This is a genomic window from Pseudonocardia lutea (assembly GCF_042658055.1).
Taxonomy (GTDB): domain Bacteria; phylum Actinomycetota; class Actinomycetes; order Mycobacteriales; family Pseudonocardiaceae; genus Pseudonocardia; species Pseudonocardia lutea.
In genome coordinates, this window is record NZ_JBHSQK010000067.1 from 1 (window position 1) to 16,491 (window position 16,491).

At 76.1% G+C, this 16,491-nt stretch carries 16 protein-coding genes; 10 read left to right on the forward strand and 6 right to left on the reverse strand.

Going from position 1 to position 16,491, the window contains the following annotated elements; all coding sequences use genetic code 11:
- From ACFQH9_RS23425 to ssd, 3 genes are all read right to left on the reverse strand, one after another.
- The coding region (locus ACFQH9_RS23425) for a hypothetical protein (RefSeq protein WP_379568972.1) at window positions 1–256 on the reverse strand (256 nt) is incomplete at its 3' end.
- On the reverse strand, window positions 253–1,467 hold the full coding sequence (locus tag ACFQH9_RS23430; RefSeq protein ID WP_379568974.1) for a TadA family conjugal transfer-associated ATPase: 1,215 nt from the start codon (window positions 1,465–1,467) through the stop codon (window positions 253–255). The genes ACFQH9_RS23430 and ACFQH9_RS23425, both read right to left, overlap by 4 nt.
- A complete protein-coding gene (gene ssd / locus ACFQH9_RS23435) occupies window positions 1,464–2,561 on the reverse strand; it encodes a septum site-determining protein Ssd (protein WP_379568977.1) in 1,098 nt (365 codons plus the stop codon). Before ssd ends, ACFQH9_RS23430 begins: the two co-directional genes overlap by 4 nt.
- Window positions 2,562–3,158: 597 nt before the next feature.
- Here ssd and ACFQH9_RS23440 point away from each other — a divergent pair.
- Window positions 3,159–4,022, forward strand: a complete 864-nt coding sequence (locus tag ACFQH9_RS23440) for an HAD family hydrolase (RefSeq protein WP_379568979.1) — start codon at window positions 3,159–3,161, stop codon at window positions 4,020–4,022.
- Window positions 4,023–4,422: 400 nt separating this feature from the next.
- Here ACFQH9_RS23440 and ACFQH9_RS23445 read toward each other — a convergent pair whose 3' ends face one another.
- The gene (locus tag ACFQH9_RS23445) at window positions 4,423–5,166 is read right to left on the reverse strand and encodes an oxidoreductase (RefSeq protein WP_379568982.1); all 744 of its coding nucleotides are present in this window, start codon (window positions 5,164–5,166) and stop codon (window positions 4,423–4,425) included.
- 161 nt (window positions 5,167–5,327) lie between these two features.
- On the opposite strand from ACFQH9_RS23445, the gene acs reads away from it, so the two are divergent.
- From acs to ACFQH9_RS23465, 4 genes are all read left to right on the forward strand, one after another.
- Window positions 5,328–7,301, forward strand: coding sequence for an acetate--CoA ligase (gene acs / locus ACFQH9_RS23450; RefSeq protein WP_379568984.1), 1,974 nt, complete (start codon window positions 5,328–5,330; stop codon window positions 7,299–7,301).
- Between the two features lie 84 nt (window positions 7,302–7,385).
- Window positions 7,386–7,829 carry an alternative ribosome rescue aminoacyl-tRNA hydrolase ArfB gene (gene arfB / locus ACFQH9_RS23455; RefSeq protein ID WP_379568986.1) on the forward strand — a complete coding sequence of 148 codons (444 nt, stop codon included), beginning with the start codon at window positions 7,386–7,388 and terminating at the stop codon, window positions 7,827–7,829.
- Between the two features lie 83 nt (window positions 7,830–7,912).
- Window positions 7,913–8,482, forward strand: a complete 570-nt coding sequence (locus ACFQH9_RS23460) for a phage holin family protein (RefSeq protein WP_379568988.1) — start codon at window positions 7,913–7,915, stop codon at window positions 8,480–8,482.
- Between the two features lie 17 nt (window positions 8,483–8,499).
- Entirely contained in the window at window positions 8,500–9,435 is a 936-nt protein-coding gene (locus tag ACFQH9_RS23465) for an alpha/beta fold hydrolase (protein ID WP_379568990.1), read from the forward strand.
- Here the strand turns inward: ACFQH9_RS23465 and ACFQH9_RS23470 are convergent.
- Window positions 9,425–10,435, reverse strand: coding sequence for a glycerophosphodiester phosphodiesterase (locus tag ACFQH9_RS23470; RefSeq protein ID WP_379568992.1), 1,011 nt, complete (start codon window positions 10,433–10,435; stop codon window positions 9,425–9,427). The two genes, ACFQH9_RS23465 and ACFQH9_RS23470, sit on opposite strands and share 11 nt — an antisense overlap.
- Window positions 10,436–10,640: 205 nt before the next feature.
- On the opposite strand from ACFQH9_RS23470, the gene purD reads away from it, so the two are divergent.
- Together purD and ACFQH9_RS23480 are read left to right on the forward strand one after the other, a co-directional pair.
- Window positions 10,641–11,903 (forward strand): phosphoribosylamine--glycine ligase, encoded by a 1,263-nt coding sequence (purD, locus tag ACFQH9_RS23475; RefSeq protein ID WP_379568994.1) that lies wholly within the window; start codon window positions 10,641–10,643, stop codon window positions 11,901–11,903.
- 199 nt (window positions 11,904–12,102) lie between these two features.
- Window positions 12,103–13,224, forward strand: a complete 1,122-nt coding sequence (locus tag ACFQH9_RS23480; protein WP_379569095.1) for a pyridoxal phosphate-dependent aminotransferase — start codon at window positions 12,103–12,105, stop codon at window positions 13,222–13,224.
- Window positions 13,225–13,360: 136 nt separating this feature from the next.
- On the opposite strand, the gene ACFQH9_RS23485 is transcribed toward ACFQH9_RS23480, so the two are convergent.
- Complete coding sequence (locus ACFQH9_RS23485; RefSeq protein WP_379569097.1) at window positions 13,361–14,365, reverse strand: threonine aldolase family protein; 1,005 nt, start codon at window positions 14,363–14,365, stop codon at window positions 13,361–13,363.
- Window positions 14,366–14,654: 289 nt separating this feature from the next.
- On the opposite strand from ACFQH9_RS23485, the gene ACFQH9_RS23490 reads away from it, so the two are divergent.
- Genes ACFQH9_RS23490 through ACFQH9_RS23500 form a run of 3 tightly spaced genes read left to right on the forward strand, consistent with a single transcriptional unit; the run spans window position 14,655 to window position 16,486 of the window.
- Window positions 14,655–15,170, forward strand: coding sequence for a SigE family RNA polymerase sigma factor (locus ACFQH9_RS23490; protein ID WP_379569099.1), 516 nt, complete (start codon window positions 14,655–14,657; stop codon window positions 15,168–15,170).
- 22 nt (window positions 15,171–15,192) lie between these two features.
- Window positions 15,193–15,900, forward strand: a complete 708-nt coding sequence (locus ACFQH9_RS23495; RefSeq protein ID WP_379568996.1) for a hypothetical protein — start codon at window positions 15,193–15,195, stop codon at window positions 15,898–15,900.
- Between the two features lie 28 nt (window positions 15,901–15,928).
- Window positions 15,929–16,486, forward strand: a complete 558-nt coding sequence (locus ACFQH9_RS23500; RefSeq protein ID WP_379568998.1) for a TetR/AcrR family transcriptional regulator — start codon at window positions 15,929–15,931, stop codon at window positions 16,484–16,486.
- Window positions 16,487–16,491: the final 5 nt, after the last annotated feature.

Sequence of the window (16,491 nt, forward strand, 5' to 3'; positions counted from 1 at the left end):
CCCCCGCGCGCTGCCGGGCGCGCGTCCGTCGCCGGCGCATCACCTCCGCCACCGCGGCGCCGGCCACCGCCCCGGTCGGTCCGCCGAGCACCAGGCCGAACCCGGCGCCGCCGAGCACCGCCAGCAGCCGGAGCGGCGGGACGGCGAGAGCGCGGCCCGCGGGCGCCGGGGCGAGCATCCGCAGCCGGCGCCGTGCCGACGGCCCCGGAGCGCAGACCACCGCCACCGCCAGCAGGGCGGGCACGGCGGCGCTCACGACGCACCCCAGGGCGCCGGCACGCCGCGCTCGGCCAGGAGCCGGCCGAGGTGGTCACGGTCCGCGGTCCAGCCACGGCCGCGCTCCCACACCGGCCGGACGACGACCTCGGCGGACCCCGCCGCGGCCCGCCGCCCGAGCACCCCGACGGCCTCGAGCACCCGGCCGGGCGGGGTCCGCCGCATGTGCAGCACGACCTGCACCGCCGCGGCCAGCTGGCTGTGCAGGGCGGCCCGCTCCATCCCGCCGAGCGCGGCGAGTGCCTCCAACCGGGCCGGGACCTCGCGCACCGAGTTCGCGTGCACGGTGCCCGCGCCGCCGTCGTGCCCGGTGTTCAACGCCGAGAGGAGGTCACAGACCTCGCCGCCCCGCACCTCGCCCACGACCACCCGGTCCGGCCGCATCCGCAGGGCCTGGCGCAGGAGGTCGCGCAGGCTCACCCCGCCGACCCCCTCGATGTTCGCCGGCCGGGCGACGAGCCGGACGACCTGGGGGTGGCGGGGCTGGAGCTCCTGTGCGTCCTCCACGGTGAGGATCCGCTCGGCCGGGTCGACGGCGCCGAGCAGGGCGGCGAGCAGGGTGGTCTTGCCGGAGCCGGTGCCGCCCGAGACGAGCACGGCGAGCCGGGCGGCGACGACCGCCCGGAGGAGCTGCTCGGCGGTGGGCTCGAGGGTGCCGAGCCGGGTCAGCGAGGCGAGGTCGTGCGCGGCGGGGCGGAGCACACGCAGCGACAGGCAGGTCCCGTCGACGGCGACGGGCGCCAGCACCGCGTGCAGCCGCACCCCGCGGGCCGCGCCGGAAGCGCCGGGACCGCCGGGACCGCCGGGACCGCCGGCGAGCCAGCCGTCGACGTAGGGGCTGGCGTCGTCGAGCCGTCGGCCCGCAGCGAGGGCCAGACGCTGGGCGAGCCGGCGGACCGCCGGCTCGTCCGGCAGCCGGACCGGCGCGACCTCGAGCCCGGCCCCGCGGTCGACCAGCACCGTGCCGCCGCCGGAGACCAGCACGTCCGTGGTGCGGGGATCGCGGAGCAGCGGGTCGAGCGGACCCGCGCCGACCAGCTCCTCGCGCAACACCCGGAGGGCCGCGAGGACGTCGAGGTCCGACGCGACCCCGCCGGACTCGGCCCGCACTGCGTCGGCGACCGCGGCGGGGGTCGGCTCGCGCCCGTCCTCGGCGAGGCGGGTGCGGACGCGGTCGACCAGCGCGCTCACGAGGCCCGCCGCAGGCCCGGCGCGCCGACGCCGGCCAGCGCGGTGAGCAGCTCGCGGGCGGCGGTGCCGAGCGCCCCGCGCTTCCGGCCCGGCGGCACGCCCTGCTCGACGGCCCGGGCCAGGCCGCGCTCCGGTGCCATCGCCGCGAGCAACGGGAGCTCGAGCGCCGCGACCACGTCCGACGGGGCCAGCCCGCCGGGGGAGGGGCCGCGCACCACGAGCCCGATCTCGCGGGTCTGCTCGGCCAGCACCGCGGCGACCCGCCCCGCGGCGGCGCAGGAGCGCACGTCGGTCGGGACGACCAGCGCGGTCAGGTCGGCGGCGTCGAGGGCCGCGACGGCGGCGTCGGTCGGGTAGCGCGGGACGTCGCAGACCACCGTCTCGCCCGCCCGGCGCCCCGCCTCGAGCACGGCGGTGACCGCACCGGCGGACGGCCCGGCCGCGGCGCGGGCGCAGGACAGCACGCCGAGCTCCGCGCCGGACCGGCTGATCGCGGGCGCCGGCAGCGCGGCGTGCAGGGCCGAGGCGGGCACGCGGCCGTCCGTGATGGTCAGCTCGGGCCAGCGCAGGCCCGTGACCTCCTCGGCCCCCAGCACGAGGTCGAGCCCGCCGCCGAGCGGATCGCAGTCCACCAGCAGCGTGCGGTCGCCCGCGGAGGCGGCGACGACGGCGACGGCGGCGGCCAGCACGGACGCGCCCGCGCCGCCCTTCCCGCCGACCACGGCGAGCACCCGGCCGGTCCCGCTCGCCTCGCCCTGCTCCGCCGCCGCGGCGAGCCGCGCGACCAGGTGCGTCTCCGCGGCCGGCAGCTCGACGGCCTGCTCCGCACCGAGGGCGACCGCGCACTCCAGCGCCTCGATCGAGGCGCGGTCGAGGCCGACCAGCATCAGGTCGGTGCGCCGCGGCAGCCCCGCCTGCACGCACCGCCGGGCCGACTCCTCGTCGAGCAGCACGAACGGTGCCGTGACCCAGTGCCGCCGCGCGTCCGCCGCGTCGACCGCCCGGTGCACCTCGCAGCCGGCGGCCGCCGCCAGCCGGAGCACGGCGTCGAGGAGTTCGGGGTTCTCGACCATCACCAGTGTCCGCTCGCCCATCGCATGCTCCCTCCGCCGCTCCCCGTTCCTCGGGCCGCGTCGAGCCTGCGGCCTCGCGGGGCCGGCGGACGGGTCGATCGAACCGCTGTGGATCGTCGGGGTCGGGTGTGGACAGATCGCCTCGGGACGGCCGACGTCCTCGGGACCCGTCGGGGTGCCGGGGCATGATCGTGCGGGGGCGTGGGCGCCCGGACGAGGCCGTGGGACGAGGGTCGGTCCGGCACCCCGGCACGTCCTGTGACGGGCCCGAACGACAGGGTCGGAAATGCTCGTCCGAGGGTGTTCCCACCGTCACCCGCACCGAACCTGCGGTGTGCCCGGGCAGCCCGTTCCGCAGCTGCCGGTCGCCCTCCCGCCGTCGGGCGAACGCCCGGCAGACAGTCATGGCCCCGGGGCGTACTTGCGGTTACAGTTGTCGTCGGCTCGGACCGCGTCCGAGCGGGTTCAGCTCGACCCCCCGGGGCTGAACCGCCCGACGGCCTCCGCCAATCCCCCCTGGCGGAGGCCGTCCCATGTCCGGGCCCCGTTCCGTGCCCGGCCACCGGCGCCGTCCCGGCCCGCTCGGGTTCCACGGCCCGGGTCTGGCAGGCTTCCCCGGTGCCCGCTCCGACCGCCCCCGTCGCGCCGACGGCCGCTCCCCGGGCCCCGCGGCGGGCCGCCGCGTTCTTCGACCTCGACAAGACGATCCTCGCCGGCTCCTCCGCGCTCGCCTTCTCCCGGCCCTTCCGCCGGCAGGGGCTGATCAGCAGGCGGGCCGTCCTGCGCAGCGCGTACGCCCAGCTCCTGTTGCTCTTCGCCGGCGCCGACGCGGACACGATGGACCTGCTGCGCCGCCGCATCACCGCTCTCGCCGTCGGCTGGGAGGTGGACCAGGTGCGGTCCATCGTGGCCGAGACACTGCACGAGATCGTCCAGCCGATGATCTACGCGGAGGCGGCCGAGCTGATCTCCGAGCACCACGCCGCGGGCGACGAGGTGGTGGTGCTCAGCGCCTCGGGCCTGGAGGTGGTGGAGCCCGTCGCCGCGCTGATCGGCGCCGACCGGAGCGTGGCCACCCGCATGGCCGTGCGCGACGGCCGGTACACGGGCGAGATCGACTTCTACTGCTACGGCGAGGAGAAGGCGGTCGCCGCGCGGGCGATCGCGGCCGAGGGCGGCTACGACCTCGCCGACTGCCGGGCCTACTCGGACTCGATCACCGACCTGCCGCTGCTGCTCGCCGTCGGCCGTCCCACGGTGGTCAACCCGGACCGCGCGCTGCGCCGCGAGGCGGAGCAGCGGGGCTGGCCGATCCTGACCTTCGCGGCCCCGGTCTCACTGCGCGCGCGGCTCCGTCCGCGGGCTCCCGTGCTGGCGGTGGCGGCCGCGGGGCTGGGTCTCGCCGCAGCCGGGGGCGCCGGGTGGTGGGCGCAGCGGACCCGCGAGCGGGGCAGCCGTTTCCGCAGGTCGGAGGCATTGTGACCGACGGCGGCGGGGGTGCGCATCCGCCGACCGGGTCCCGTCGGAGGGCCGTCGTCGCCACCCTGCGGAGCTGAACCGGTGCACCTCGCGGGACCCCTTGAAGTGGCGCCGCCCACGGGGTACGAATGGCCTCACGGACCTTCGCGAGGCCAAGGTCGGTGCGGCAGAGAAGCACCCGATCTCCCCTCCCGGAGCTCCGTGCACGACCGCCGGGCACTCCACGCACAGCACGCCGCGGGAGGCATGTCGTCGTGGGCCTGCGTACCGGGACGCCGGACGCCGAGGCCGGAGCACGACACGTAGTGCACGCCTGGACCCCGGTGCTTCGTGCGAGTGGGCGGTGCCCTTTCCGTCACGGCGGAGGGGTACCGCCCCCTCTCGTTCTCGGGCCCTCCCGTCCTCAGGCCCGGGCGTCGGCGATCGACATCCCTTCGCGCGCCCCGGCCTCCCAGGCGCGGCAGCAGTGCAGGATCCACTCCCGGAGCCCCTCGGGCGTCCCCGCGGCGAAGCCCTCCGCGGCCGCGCGGTACTCCTGGGCCCGCCGCAGGTGCCCGACCTCCGGCACGGCGAGCGACTTGGGGTCGAACCCGGTCGCGACGGCGGTGAGCCGGGCCGCCGCCCGGGCGACGACGCCGTCCGCGGTCCCGAAGGGGCGCAACGCGAGCAGCTCCCCGTGCACCACCGCGACGACGACGGGCGCGGGCACCGAGGTTCCGCCCGTCACCAGGTCGGCCAGCAGGGACAACCGCGCCGACGCGCCCTCGCGGGGCCGCCCGAGCCGGGCCTCGTGCTCCTCGACGGGGATCAGGTCGGTCGCCGCCAGCACGTGCAGCCGGGCCAGCGCCTGCAGCGGCGCCCCCTTCCACACCGCGAGCAGCTTCGTCGCCTCGTCGGCCACCCGGACCGCGCCGGCCAGCACCGGGTCGGTGACGTGGTCCTCGCGGGCCGGGGTGAGCGGGGCGCCGTCGAGCGCCGCCGACGCGCGGGCCCCCCGCAGCGCCGCCTCGGCCGAGGTGGCGGGCCAGCCGCGCCGGTTGACCTGGTGGTTGTGCACCGGGACGAGCGCCGCGCGGGCGGCGGCGACGGCGTCGGCCACCCCCGGCAGCTCGGTCAGCGGGGCCAACGGGTCGGTTCGGGCGGGCACCGGGCCATGCTGCCACCGGGAACTCCCGACCGGCCGGGGGGTGGCCTCTCCGTACTGACGGTGCGCAGGCGCATGTGGAGCACTACGTTTTCTCCTGACGTGCGCGCCGTCGCTCAGCACCGGTGCGCCGAAGCGCCACGGCTAGAGGAGGGCACGAGAACATGGCCGAGTCCGGAGCGACGCTCGACAACCTCTCGACCGAGAGCCGGAGCTTCCCGCCGAGCGAGGAGTTCGCGGCGCAGGCCAACGCCACGGCGGACTGGTACGAGCGGGCGGATGCGGATCGCGAGGGTTTCTGGGCCGAGCAGGCCGACCGGTTGTCCTGGGGCACGCGGTGGGAACGGGTCCTCGACTGGGAGGCGCCGTTCGCGAAGTGGTTCGTGGGCGGCAAGCTGAACGTCGCCTACAACTGCGTGGACCGGCACGTCGAGGCGGGCAACGGGGACCGGGTCGCGTTCCACTGGGAGGGCGAGCCGGGCGACACCCGCACGATCACCTACGCCGACCTGCAGCGCGAGGTCTGCAGGACGGCGAACGCGCTGGCGGAGCTGGGGGTGGGCACGGGCGACCGGGTGGCGATCCAGCTGCCGATGATCCCGGAGGCCGTGTTCTCCATGCTGGCCTGCGCGCGGCTCGGCGCGCTGCACAGCGTGGTGTTCGGCGGGTTCTCCCCCGGCGCGCTCAAGGCCCGCATCGAGGACGCCGAGGCCAAGGTGCTCATCACGAGCGACGGGCAGTTCCGCCGCGGCAAGCCGGCGCCGATGAAGGAGAACACCGACCAGGCGGTCGAGGGCACCTCGATCGAGCACGTGCTGGTGGTCAGGCGGACCGAGACGGACGTGCCGTGGACCGAGGGCCGCGACATCTGGTGGCACGACGCCGTCGAGGCCGCCTCGGACCAGCACACGCCGGAGGACTTCGACTCCGAGCACCCGCTGTTCATCCTCTACACCTCGGGCACCACCGGGAAGCCGAAGGGCATCCTGCACACCTCGGGCGGCTACCTGACCCAGTGCGCGTACACCCACAACGTGGTGTTCGACCACAAGCCCGGCGAGAGCGTCTACTGGTGCACCGCCGACATCGGCTGGGTCACCGGGCACTCCTACATCGTCTACGGGCCGCTGGCCAACGGCGCCACGTCGGTGATGTACGAGGGCACGCCGAACACCCCGCACGAGGGCCGGCACTGGGAGATCGTGCAGAAGTACGGCGTCACGATCTACTACACCGCGCCCACGCTGATCCGCACGTTCATGAAGTGGGGCAAGGAGATCCCCCAGCGCTACGATCTCTCCTCGCTCAAGGTCCTGGGCTCGGTCGGGGAGCCGATCAACCCCGAGGCCTGGATGTGGTACCGCGAGGTCGTCGGCGGCGACCGCTGCCCGATCGTGGACACCTGGTGGCAGACCGAGACCGGCGCGATCATGATCTCGCCGCTGCCCGGCGTCACGGCGGCCAAGCCCGGCTCGGCGATGCGTCCGCTGCCCGGCGTCAACGCGACCATCGTGGACGAGAACGGCACGCCGGTCGGCAACGGCCAGGGCGGCTACCTGGTGCTGGACAAGCCGTGGCCGTCGATGCTGCGCACGATCTGGGGCGACGAGGAGCGCTACCGCGACACCTACTGGTCGCGCTTCGAGGAGCAGGGCTACTACTTCGCCGGCGACGGCGCCAAGTACGACGACGACGGCGCGGTCTGGCTGCTGGGCCGGGTCGACGACGTGATGAACGTCTCGGGCCACCGCATCTCGACCACCGAGGTCGAGTCGGCGCTGGTCAGCCACCCGACGGTGGCCGAGGCCGCGGTCGTCGGCGCCTCGGACCCGACGACCGGGCAGGGCATCGTCGCGTTCGTCATCCTGCGCGGGAACGTGGCCCAGGACGAGGCGAAGGGCGAGGAGGCCATCGCGGCCCTGCGCAACCACGTCTCCAAGGAGATCGGCCCGATCGCCAAGCCGCGCCAGATCATGGTCGTCGACGAGCTGCCGAAGACGCGCTCCGGCAAGATCATGCGCCGGCTGCTGCGGGACGTCGCGGAGAACCGCGAGATCGGCGACGTCTCGACGCTGGCCGACTCCGCGGTCATGGACCTGATCCAGACCGGCCTCAAGGAGGGCAAGGGCGAGGACTGACCGCATGAGCGAACGGCACTCCCGCTGATCAGGTGTGAGCGAAAGTGCCGTTCGCTCGGTGGTGAGGTGGGGCATCCTGCCTGCGTGACCGAGGGTGGGGAGTTCGACGGCGGCGTGTTCGTGCGCCGCGGGGTCGTCGTGCCCGCGCGCGAGCTGCACTGGCGGTTCTCCCGCTCCTCCGGCCCGGGCGGGCAGGGTGTCAACACCACCGACTCGCGCGCCGAGCTGTCGTTCGACGTCGCGGGATCACCCAGCCTGCCCGAGGACCTGCGGGAACGGGCCGTGGCCCGGCTCGGCGGGCGGCTCGTCGACGGCGTGCTGACCGTGGTCGCGAGCGAGCACCGCAGCCAGCTGCGCAACCGCGAGGCGGCCCGCGAGCGGCTCGCCCAGGCGCTGCGCGCGGCGACCGCGGCCGACCCGCCCGCACGGCGCCCGACGCGGCCCACGAAGGGCTCCCAGCGGCGCAGGCTCGACGCGAAGGCCCGCCGCGGGGCCGTCAAGCGGCTCCGTGCCCGCCCCGACGAGTGATCTCGGGTTCGGCGTCCACGATCCGGGGAAGGCCACCGTGGACCGCGCATCCGCCCAGGCACGGCGCAGGTCGCCGTGGCACGATGACCACTCGCCGCCCGGCCCGCGTCGGTGCGGCGGACCCGCTCGACGACGCAGGAGGGACCGCGGTGGCCACCCCGACCAGCTCCAGCGGCACGGACGTTCCGCCCGTGCTGCCCTCGATCCCGCTGTCCAAGGAGCCCGCACCCGGCTCCGGCGAGCAGTCGATCGGCGCCCTCGTGCGCGACGTCACCACGCACGTCTCGACGCTGATCCGCTCCGAGGTGGAGCTGGCCAAGGCCGAGGTGACGACCGAGGTCAAGAAGGGCGTGCAGGGCAGCGTCTTCTTCATCGTCGCGCTGGTGATCGCCCTGTTCAGCCTGTTCTTCTTCTTCTTCGCCATCGGCGAGCTGCTGTCGATCTGGCTCAACCGCGCCGCCGCCTTCGGCATCGTCTTCGGCATCATGCTGGTCGCGGCGGGCCTGGCGGCGCTGATCGGCTACCTGCGGGTGAAGAAGATCCGCAAGCCCGAGCGCACCATCTCCTCGCTCAAGGAGACGGCCGAGGTGCTGCAGCACCGGGGCAGGGCCCAGTCGAACGGGACGCCCCAGCTGGACGCCACCACCCGCTGAGCCGGACGCTGAACCGGATGGGTCGGGAGGCTCCGCGGCCCGAGCCGTCGTCCGTCCGGGTCCCCGGGCCCTGGCGGCACGGGTCGGTGTCGGCCAACGGGATCCGGCTGCACACCGTGGAGGCCGGCCAGGGCCCGCTCGTCGTGCTGCTGCACGGCTTCCCGGAGTTCTGGTGGTCCTGGCGGCACCAGCTGGTCGCGCTGGCGGCCGCGGGGTTCCGCGCGGTGGCGGTGGACCTGCGCGGCTACGGCGACTCGGACAAGCCGCCCCGCGGCTACGACCTGTGGACGCTCGCGGGCGACGTCGCCGGGCTGATCCGGGCGCTGGGGGAGCCGAAGGCGCACGTCGTGGGGCACGACTGGGGCGGGATCATCGCCTGGACGCTCACCGCGCTGCACCCGCGGCTCGTCCGCACGCTCACCGTGCTCGACGCCCCCCACCCGCTCGCCATCCGGGGATCGGCCGTGCGAGACCCGCGCGGCCAGCTCCGGGCCACCGCGAGCTACGCCCTCGGCTTCCAGCTCCCGCGCTGGCCCGAGCGCTCCCTGCGCGCGGACGACGGCGCGCGGGTCGAGCGGATCATGCGCGCCTGGTCGGGCCCGGACTGGGTGGGCACCCCCGACTTCGCCGAGGCCGCGCGGCGCAACCGCGAGGCCATGCGGATCTCGACGGTCGCGCACTGCTGCCTGGAGTACTACCGCTGGGCCCTGCGCTCCCAGTTCCGGGCGGAGGGCCGTCGCTTCGCCGCCGCCGTCGCCCGGCCCGCCGAGGTGCCCGTCCTGCAGGTCCACGGCGCGGACGATCCCTGCCTGCTGGAGCGCACGGCGCAGGTCTCGTCCCGCTGGGTCACCGGGCCCTTCGTGCACCACGTGCTGCCCGGGACGGGGCACTTCCCGCACCAGGAACGGCCCGAGGCCACCACCGAGGTGGTCCTCGAGCACCTCAGAGGCTGAACGCGGCCACGGCGGTGTCGGGATAGTCCGAGAACACGCCGTCGACGCCCGCCGCGAGGAAGGCGCGGTACTCGACGAACACGTCGCCGTGGTCGGCCTCGCGGCCCGCGCGGCGCATCCCGGCGGGCAGGAACGAGTTCTCGTTGCGGAACGTGAAGACGTGCACGAGCAGGCCCGCGGCGTGCGCGTCGGCCACGAGCGGGGTCGGCTCGCCGCCGGGCGGGATCACCAGCTCCTTGGCGGGCCCGATGCCGGCGGCGTACCGGGCGATGGCGCCCAGCTCGGCGGGCCGGGTGAGGTCGGCGAAGGTGCGCGGGTCGCCGGCGGCGACGAGGTCGGTGGGGGCGCCGACGTCGTCGAGCAGCTGGATGAGCCGCACCGGGATCTCCTCGTGCAGGGCCCGCAGGTTGGCGGTCTCGAAGGACTGCACGAACACCGGGGAGTCCGCCCGGTCGAGCCCGTGCGCCCGCAGCGCCGCGACGAGCGCCGGCTCGCAGGGCAGCCCGCGCCCGGCGAAGTACGTCGGGCTCTTGGTCTCCGGGTAGACGCCGATCTCGCGGCCCAGCTCCACCGAGAGCCGGGCGCGCAGCTCGAGGATCTCGTCGAGGGTGGGGACCGGGAACAGGCCGTCGTAGACCGTGTTCCCCTGGCGCAGCAGCGGCAGCCGCTCGACCGCCCGCAGGGTGCGCAGCTCGGCGAGGGTGAAGTCGTCGGCGAACCAGTCCTCGACGGTGAACCCGTCGACGGTGCGGACGGTGCGGCGGTCCGCGAACTCCGGGTGCGCGGCGACGTCCGTGGTGGCGCCGATCATCGGCTCGTGCCGGGCGACGAGGACGCCGTCGGCCGTGCTGACGAGGTCGGGCTCGAGGAAGTCGGCGCCCATCCGGGCGGCCAGCTCGTAGCCCGCGAGGGTGTGCTCGGGCCGGTGGCCGGAGGCGCCGCGGTGGGCGATCACGAGGGGGACGTGCGTCGCGGGAGCGGTGAGCAGCGCGGTGGGCACGGGGAGGTGTCCTTTCGGCGGGAAACGCTCGCGCCCAGCCTGCGGGGACGGGAAGACCGGGGCGCGTCCGCCGGGCGTCGAGCACGTGAACGCCGGGCGGAGTTCGCGAGGCTACCGGCGGGCAGGCGCGCCGTGCCCCGGACGGGTGAGCGGGATCATGCGGCCGGGACGGGACCGGCTGCCGCGCCGTCTAGGCTCGTGCCCCGTGCGCGTACTGGTCGTCGGGAGCGGAGCCCGAGAACACGCCCTCGTCCTCGCCCTGGCGCAGGACCACCAGGTGACGGCGCTGGCCTGCGCCCCCGGCAACGCGGGCACCGCCGCGGTGGCCGAGCAGCACGGGCTCGACGTGCGCGACGGCGCCGCCGTCGTGGCGCTGGCCCGGGACTGGCGGGCCGACCTCGTGGTGATCGGGCCGGAGGTGCCGCTGGTGGCCGGCGTCGCCGACGCGGTCCGCGAGGCGGGCATCCCGGTGTTCGGCCCCGGCGCCGCGGCCGCCCGCATCGAGGGCTCCAAGCAGTTCGCCAAGGACGTCATGGCCGCCGCGGGCGTGCCGACGGCCACGTCGGTCGTGGTCGACAACCCCGCGAAGCTCGACGCCGCCCTGGCCGGCTTCGCCCCGCCCTACGTCGTGAAGGACGACGGGCTGGCCGCCGGCAAGGGGGTCGTGGTCAGCGAGGACCTGGAGATCGCGCGGGCGCACGCCATGCACCTGCTCGACGAGGGCCACCCCGTCCTGCTCGAGGCCTATCTCGACGGCCCGGAGGCCTCCCTGTTCTGCCTGGTCGACGGCACGACGGTGGTGCCGCTCGTCCCCGCGCAGGACTTCAAGCGGGTCGGCGACGGCGACGCGGGACCGAACACCGGCGGGATGGGGGCCTACGCGCCGCTGCCGTGGGCGGGTGAGGGCCTGGTCGACGAGCTGGTCGAGCGCGTGGTGCAGCCGGTGGCGGACGAGCTCGCGCGGCGCGGCACGCCCTTCAGCGGGCTGCTCTACGCCGGGCTCGCACTGACCTCGAACGGCCCCGCGGTCATCGAGTTCAACTGCCGTTTCGGCGACCCGGAGACCCAGGTCGTGCTCGCGCTGCTGCGCACCCCGCTCGGCGGGGTGCTGCACGCCGTCGCCACCGGCACGCTCGCCGACCACGCCCCGCTGGAGTGGAGCGACGGTGCGGCAGTCACGGTCGTCGTGGCCGCCGAGGGGTACCCGGGCACACCGCGGCTGGGCGACGTCATCACCGGGGCGGAGGCCGAGGGTGTGCTGCACGCCGGCACCCGCCGCCGGGACGACGGCGCGGTGGTCTCGGCGGGCGGGCGGGTGCTGTCCGTGGTGGGCACCGGACCGGACCTCGCCGGCGCCCGCGCCGACGCCTACCGGCGGGTGGAGGGCATCCACCTCGCGGGTTCGCACCACCGCACCGACATCGCGCTGCGGGCGGAGAAGGGCGAGATCTCCGTCCCCGGGCGGTGATCCTCGCTTCACGCCACCGTGGCCCAGGTCGCGGCGAGACCGTCAACGCAACCGACGAGCAGGTCGTGGACGCGTCCGCGGTGCGGTGTCCCGGCGGCGGCACCGCACCGCGCGGGTTCGTAGGCTCGGGGACGTGACCTCCGTGAACCCCGCGCTGGCCGGCCCCTCGGCCCGCTCCGGCATCGCCCCCTTCCACGTCATGGACGTCTGGGCGGCGGCCGGCGAGCGGCAGCGCACCCGCGGGGACCTGATCAACCTCTCCGCCGGGCAGCCGTCCACCCCCGCACCCGCCCCCGTCCGGGCCGCCGCCGCGGCGGCACTGGAGACCGAGGTGCTCGGCTACACCGTCGCCCTCGGCATCCCGGAGCTGCGCGCCGGCATCGCCGGTCACCACGGGCACGCCTACGGCCTCGCCGTGGAGCCCGACGACGTCGTCGTGACCACCGCCGGGTCCGGCGGCTTCCTGCTCGCCTTCCTCGCCGCGTTCGACGCCGGCGACCGGGTCGCGATGGCCCGCCCCGGCTACCCCTGCTACCGCAACATCCTCACCGCGCTGGGCTGCGAGGTCGTCGAGCTGCCCTGTGGGCCGGGGACCCGGTTCCAGCCGACGGTGGCGATGCTGGAGGAGCTCGACGAGCCGGTGAAGGGCCTGATCGTGGCCAGCCCGGCGAACCCGACGGGCACCGTGCTGGACCCGGCGGAGCTGGCCGGGCTCGCGCGGTACTGCGAGGAGCGCGGGATCCAGTTCGTCAGCGACGAGATCTACCACGGCATCGGCTACGCGGGCTCGCCCGCCACGGCCTGCGCCTGGGAGACCTCGCGCGAGGCGATCGTGGTCAACTCCTTCTCGAAGTACTTCTCGATGACGGGCTGGCGACTGGGCTGGCTGTTGGTGCCGGAGCGGCTGCGCCGCGCGGTGGACCGGCTCGCGGGCAACCTCACCGTCTGCCCGCCCGCGCTCCCGCAGCACGCCGCGGTCTCGGCCTTCACCCCGCAGTCCTACGCCGAGGCGGACTCGCACGTGCAGCGCTACGCCGTGAACCGGGACCTGCTGCTGCGCGGGCTGCCCGAGCTGGGCATCGAGCGGCTCGCGCCCGCCGACGGCGCCTTCTACGTCTACGCGGACGTCGGGCACCTCACCGAGGACTCGATGCGGCTGACCTACGAGCTGCTCGACGAGACCGGAATCGCGGTCGCCCCGGGCGTCGACTTCGATCCCGTGGAGGGGCACCGGTACGTGCGGCTGTCCTTCGCCGGGGCCACCGAGCCGATCGTCGAGGCCCTCGAGCGGTTGCGGCCCTTCGTGGCGAAGCGGTCATAGTGGCCGGATGACCCGGGCGCAGGAGCTCGAGGAGCCGCGCATGGCGGCCCGAGCCGGTTGCCGGACCGGCCGCTGACCGTCCTCGCCGGCGCGTCCCGCGCCTGCCACGCGGGGGCGGTGCCGGACGTGCGCCGGCTCAGCGCGCGGCCCGACGCGCCGACGCGGCCGGCTGCCGAGCGGCCCGCTCGAGCGGGCCGATCCGATCCAGCGCCGCGCCGACGTCCGCGTCGGTGAGGTCGGCGTGGGTCATCAGCCGGACCTTCCCGGCCATGGCGCTGGCCCGCACCCCGGACTCGGCGAACCGGGCGAGGGTGCCGGACAGGTCGGCCACGGCGACCAGCACGATGTTCGTCTCTGGCTCCTGCACCCGCCAGCCGCGCTCGCGCAGGCCGGCGGCCAGCGTGGCGGCGCGGGCGTGGTCCTCGGCCAGCCGGTCGATCCGGTCCAGCGCGACCAGCCCCGCGGCGGCGAGCACCCCGCCCTGGCGCACCCCGCCGCCGAGCATCTTGCGCAACCGCCGGGCCTCCTCGACGAACTCGACGGAGCCGGCGACGACCGACCCGACGGGCGCACCCAGGCCCTTCGACAGGCACACCTGCACGGTGTCCGACCCGACGGTCAGCGCGCCCGGCGGCACGCCGAGCCTCACCGCCGCGTGCCAGAGCCGCGCCCCGTCGAGGTGCACGGCGAGCCCGGCGGCCTTGGCGGCGCCGGCGACCGTGGCGTGCTCCTCGGGGCGGGTGACGGTGCCGCCCGCGGCGTTGTGCGTGTTCTCCAGGCACAGCAGGCGGGTGCGCAACGTGTAGTACGGCCCGGCGGTGCTCGCCGCGAGCCGGACCGCGCCGGCGGAGACCTTGCCGGGCCCGGCGTCGTGCTCGAGCGGCTGGGGCATGCCGCCGGCCAGCCACGCGGCGGTGCCGAGCTCGGCGTCCAGGACGTGCGCGCCGCGTGGCGCGAGGAAAGAGTCGCCGCGCTGCAGGTGGGACATCAGCGCGATGAGGTTGCCCATCGACCCGCTCGGGGTCCAGAGCGCGGCCGAGGCGCCGAGGATCCCGGCGACCCGATCCTCCAGCTCGCGCATCGTGGGGTCGCCGTCGAGGACGTCGTCGCCCACCTCGGCCTCGGCCATCGCCGCGCGCATCTCGGGGGTCGGCCGGGTGACGGTGTCCGACCGGAGGTCGATCGGCGCGTCCGGATCCGGCCTGCCCGCCTCCCGCCGGGCGGAGGCCGAGGGGACGGCCTTCGCCGCCGGGCGCCGGGATCGCGTCGGGGTCCTCATCGGGTCGGGATTCTGTCAGTAGCCGCCACGCACCGTCCCGCCGGGTCACGAAACGGTCACGACACTGGGCCGAACGGGTGATGTCCGCGCCCGGGGTGCAACCGTGGTCGCCGTCCGTACCGTCCCCGTCGTGACGGAGGGAGGGCACCGGGTGGACGACGCCGCCGAGCGCGCGTTCGCGGAGTACTTCCGCGCGCGCCGGGACGCCGTGCGCCGCACGGCCTTCCTGCTGTGCGGGGACTGGCACCGGGCCGACGACCACGCGCAGTCGGCGTTCGTGGCGCTGCACCGACACTGGCACCGGATCCGGGACCCGCGGGCGCTCGACGGCTGGGTGCGGCGGACCCTGGTCCGCGCGGTCGTGGACGAGTCACGCCGGCCGTGGCGGCGCGAGCGCCCGGTCGACGTCACGCCGGACCGGCCCGCCGCCGGCCCGACGACCGACGGTGTCGCCACCCGGACCACGCTGGTCGACGCGTTGCGGGCGGTTCCGGCGCGGCAGCGCGCGGTCCTGGTGCTCCGCTACCTGGAGGGGCTCGACGTCGCGGCCACGGCGGAGGCGCTGGGCTGCTCGACGGGCACGGTGAAGAGCCAGACCGCGCACGGGCTGGCGGCACTGCGGGCGATCCTGGGCGACACGCTCGACGACCTGCGGGCCGCCGGGTGAACGGGGTGAGGAGGTGACCCGGATGGAGAACGAGGACGACCGGCTGGCGGCCGCCTTCCGGGCCGCCGTGCAGGACGCGCCCGAGGCGGGCTTCGACCACGCGGACGTGCTCGCCGGCTCGCGGCGGGTCGCGCGGCGCCGCCGGGTGCTGGTCGCCGGGGGCGTCGCGGCCGCGGCGATCCTGCTGGCCGGCGGGGTGACGACGGGGGTCGTGCTGACCCGTGACGAGGCCGCGGTGACGTCGGCCGCGGCGCCCGCCCCGGAGGCGGCGGCGCCGGAACAGGCCGGCCCGGGGGCCGCGGACGCGGCGGCCCCGCGTGCCGCGGTGCCGGCCCCGTCGGCCCCGTCGGGAGCCCCGTCGGGCCCGACCTCGGGTGACTGCGTGGACCCGCAGGACCCGCAGCTGCGGGCGCTGGTCGACGCCGCGCTGCCCGAGCTGGCCGGCGCGACACCGGCCCCGACCACGATGGCGTGCCGGCCCGGCGGCGGCCGGGAGGTCAACCTCGAGGTGACCGACGGCCCGCGGAGCGGCCTGCTCACCGTCGTCTACACCCCGCCCGGCGAGCCGCCCGCGCAGACCGCCACGGCGGTCGGCTGGGTGAGCGCCGAGGTGCCGACGGCCTCGGGCGGGACCGTCGTGGTGACCTCGCGCGGCGCCGCGGACTCCGGCGGCGTCCCCTTCGCCGACCGGGTCCGGCCGCTGGCCGAGGCGCTCGGGCCTCGGCTGTGAGCCGCACCGGGCAGGGCAGACTGGCCGCGTGACCACGGAGAAGGGCGAGCGCCGCAGGCAGGCGCTCGCCGAGGCCGCCGGCGCGCTGCTGCGCGAGGGCGGCTTCGACGCCGTCCGGCACCGGGCGGTCGCCGACCGGGCCGGGCTCCCGCTGGCCTCCACCACGTACTACTTCGACTCGCTGGAGGAGCTGGTCACGGCCGCGGTCGAGCTCACCAGCCGGCAGGAGCTCGCGGCCGGCCGCGCCGAGCTCGACGCCGGCACCGAGCCGGACCCGCTCGAGCTGGTGCTCGACCAGCTGCTGGGCCGGGAGTCCCGCAAGGGCGGGCTGGACGCGGTGCTGCTGCGCTACGAGCAGCTGGTGGGGGCGGGACGGCGGCCCTACCTCGCGCCGCTGATGCGCACGCTGCGCGTCGAGCTCGACGCGCTGCTCACCGAGGCCCTCGCCCGCGCCGGGCACCCGCTCGACGCTGCCGCGCTGCGGCGGGTGGTCGAGGTCGTCGACGGGGCCGTGCTGTCCGCGCTGATCGAGGCCGACCCGGATCCGCGGGCCACCGCGCGGGCGGCGCTCCTGCGCGTTCTGTAGCGACG

Bases quoted from the DNA above. Each gene is read 5' to 3' on its own strand.
- ssd (WP_379568977.1), bottom strand. From the start codon at position 2,561: ATGGGCGAGCGGACACTGGTGATGGTCGAGAACCCCGAACTCCTCGAC.
- acs (WP_379568984.1), top strand. From the start codon at position 5,328: ATGGCCGAGTCCGGAGCGACGCTCGACAACCTCTCGACCGAGAGCCGG.
- ACFQH9_RS23460 (WP_379568988.1), top strand. From the start codon at position 7,913: ATGACCACTCGCCGCCCGGCCCGCGTCGGTGCGGCGGACCCGCTCGAC.
- ACFQH9_RS23465 (WP_379568990.1), top strand. From the start codon at position 8,500: ATGGGTCGGGAGGCTCCGCGGCCCGAGCCGTCGTCCGTCCGGGTCCCC.
- ACFQH9_RS23480 (WP_379569095.1), top strand. From the start codon at position 12,103: ATGGACGTCTGGGCGGCGGCCGGCGAGCGGCAGCGCACCCGCGGGGAC.
- ACFQH9_RS23485 (WP_379569097.1), bottom strand. From the start codon at position 14,365: ATGCGCGCGGCGATGGCCGAGGCCGAGGTGGGCGACGACGTCCTCGAC.
- ACFQH9_RS23495 (WP_379568996.1), top strand. From the start codon at position 15,193: ATGGAGAACGAGGACGACCGGCTGGCGGCCGCCTTCCGGGCCGCCGTG.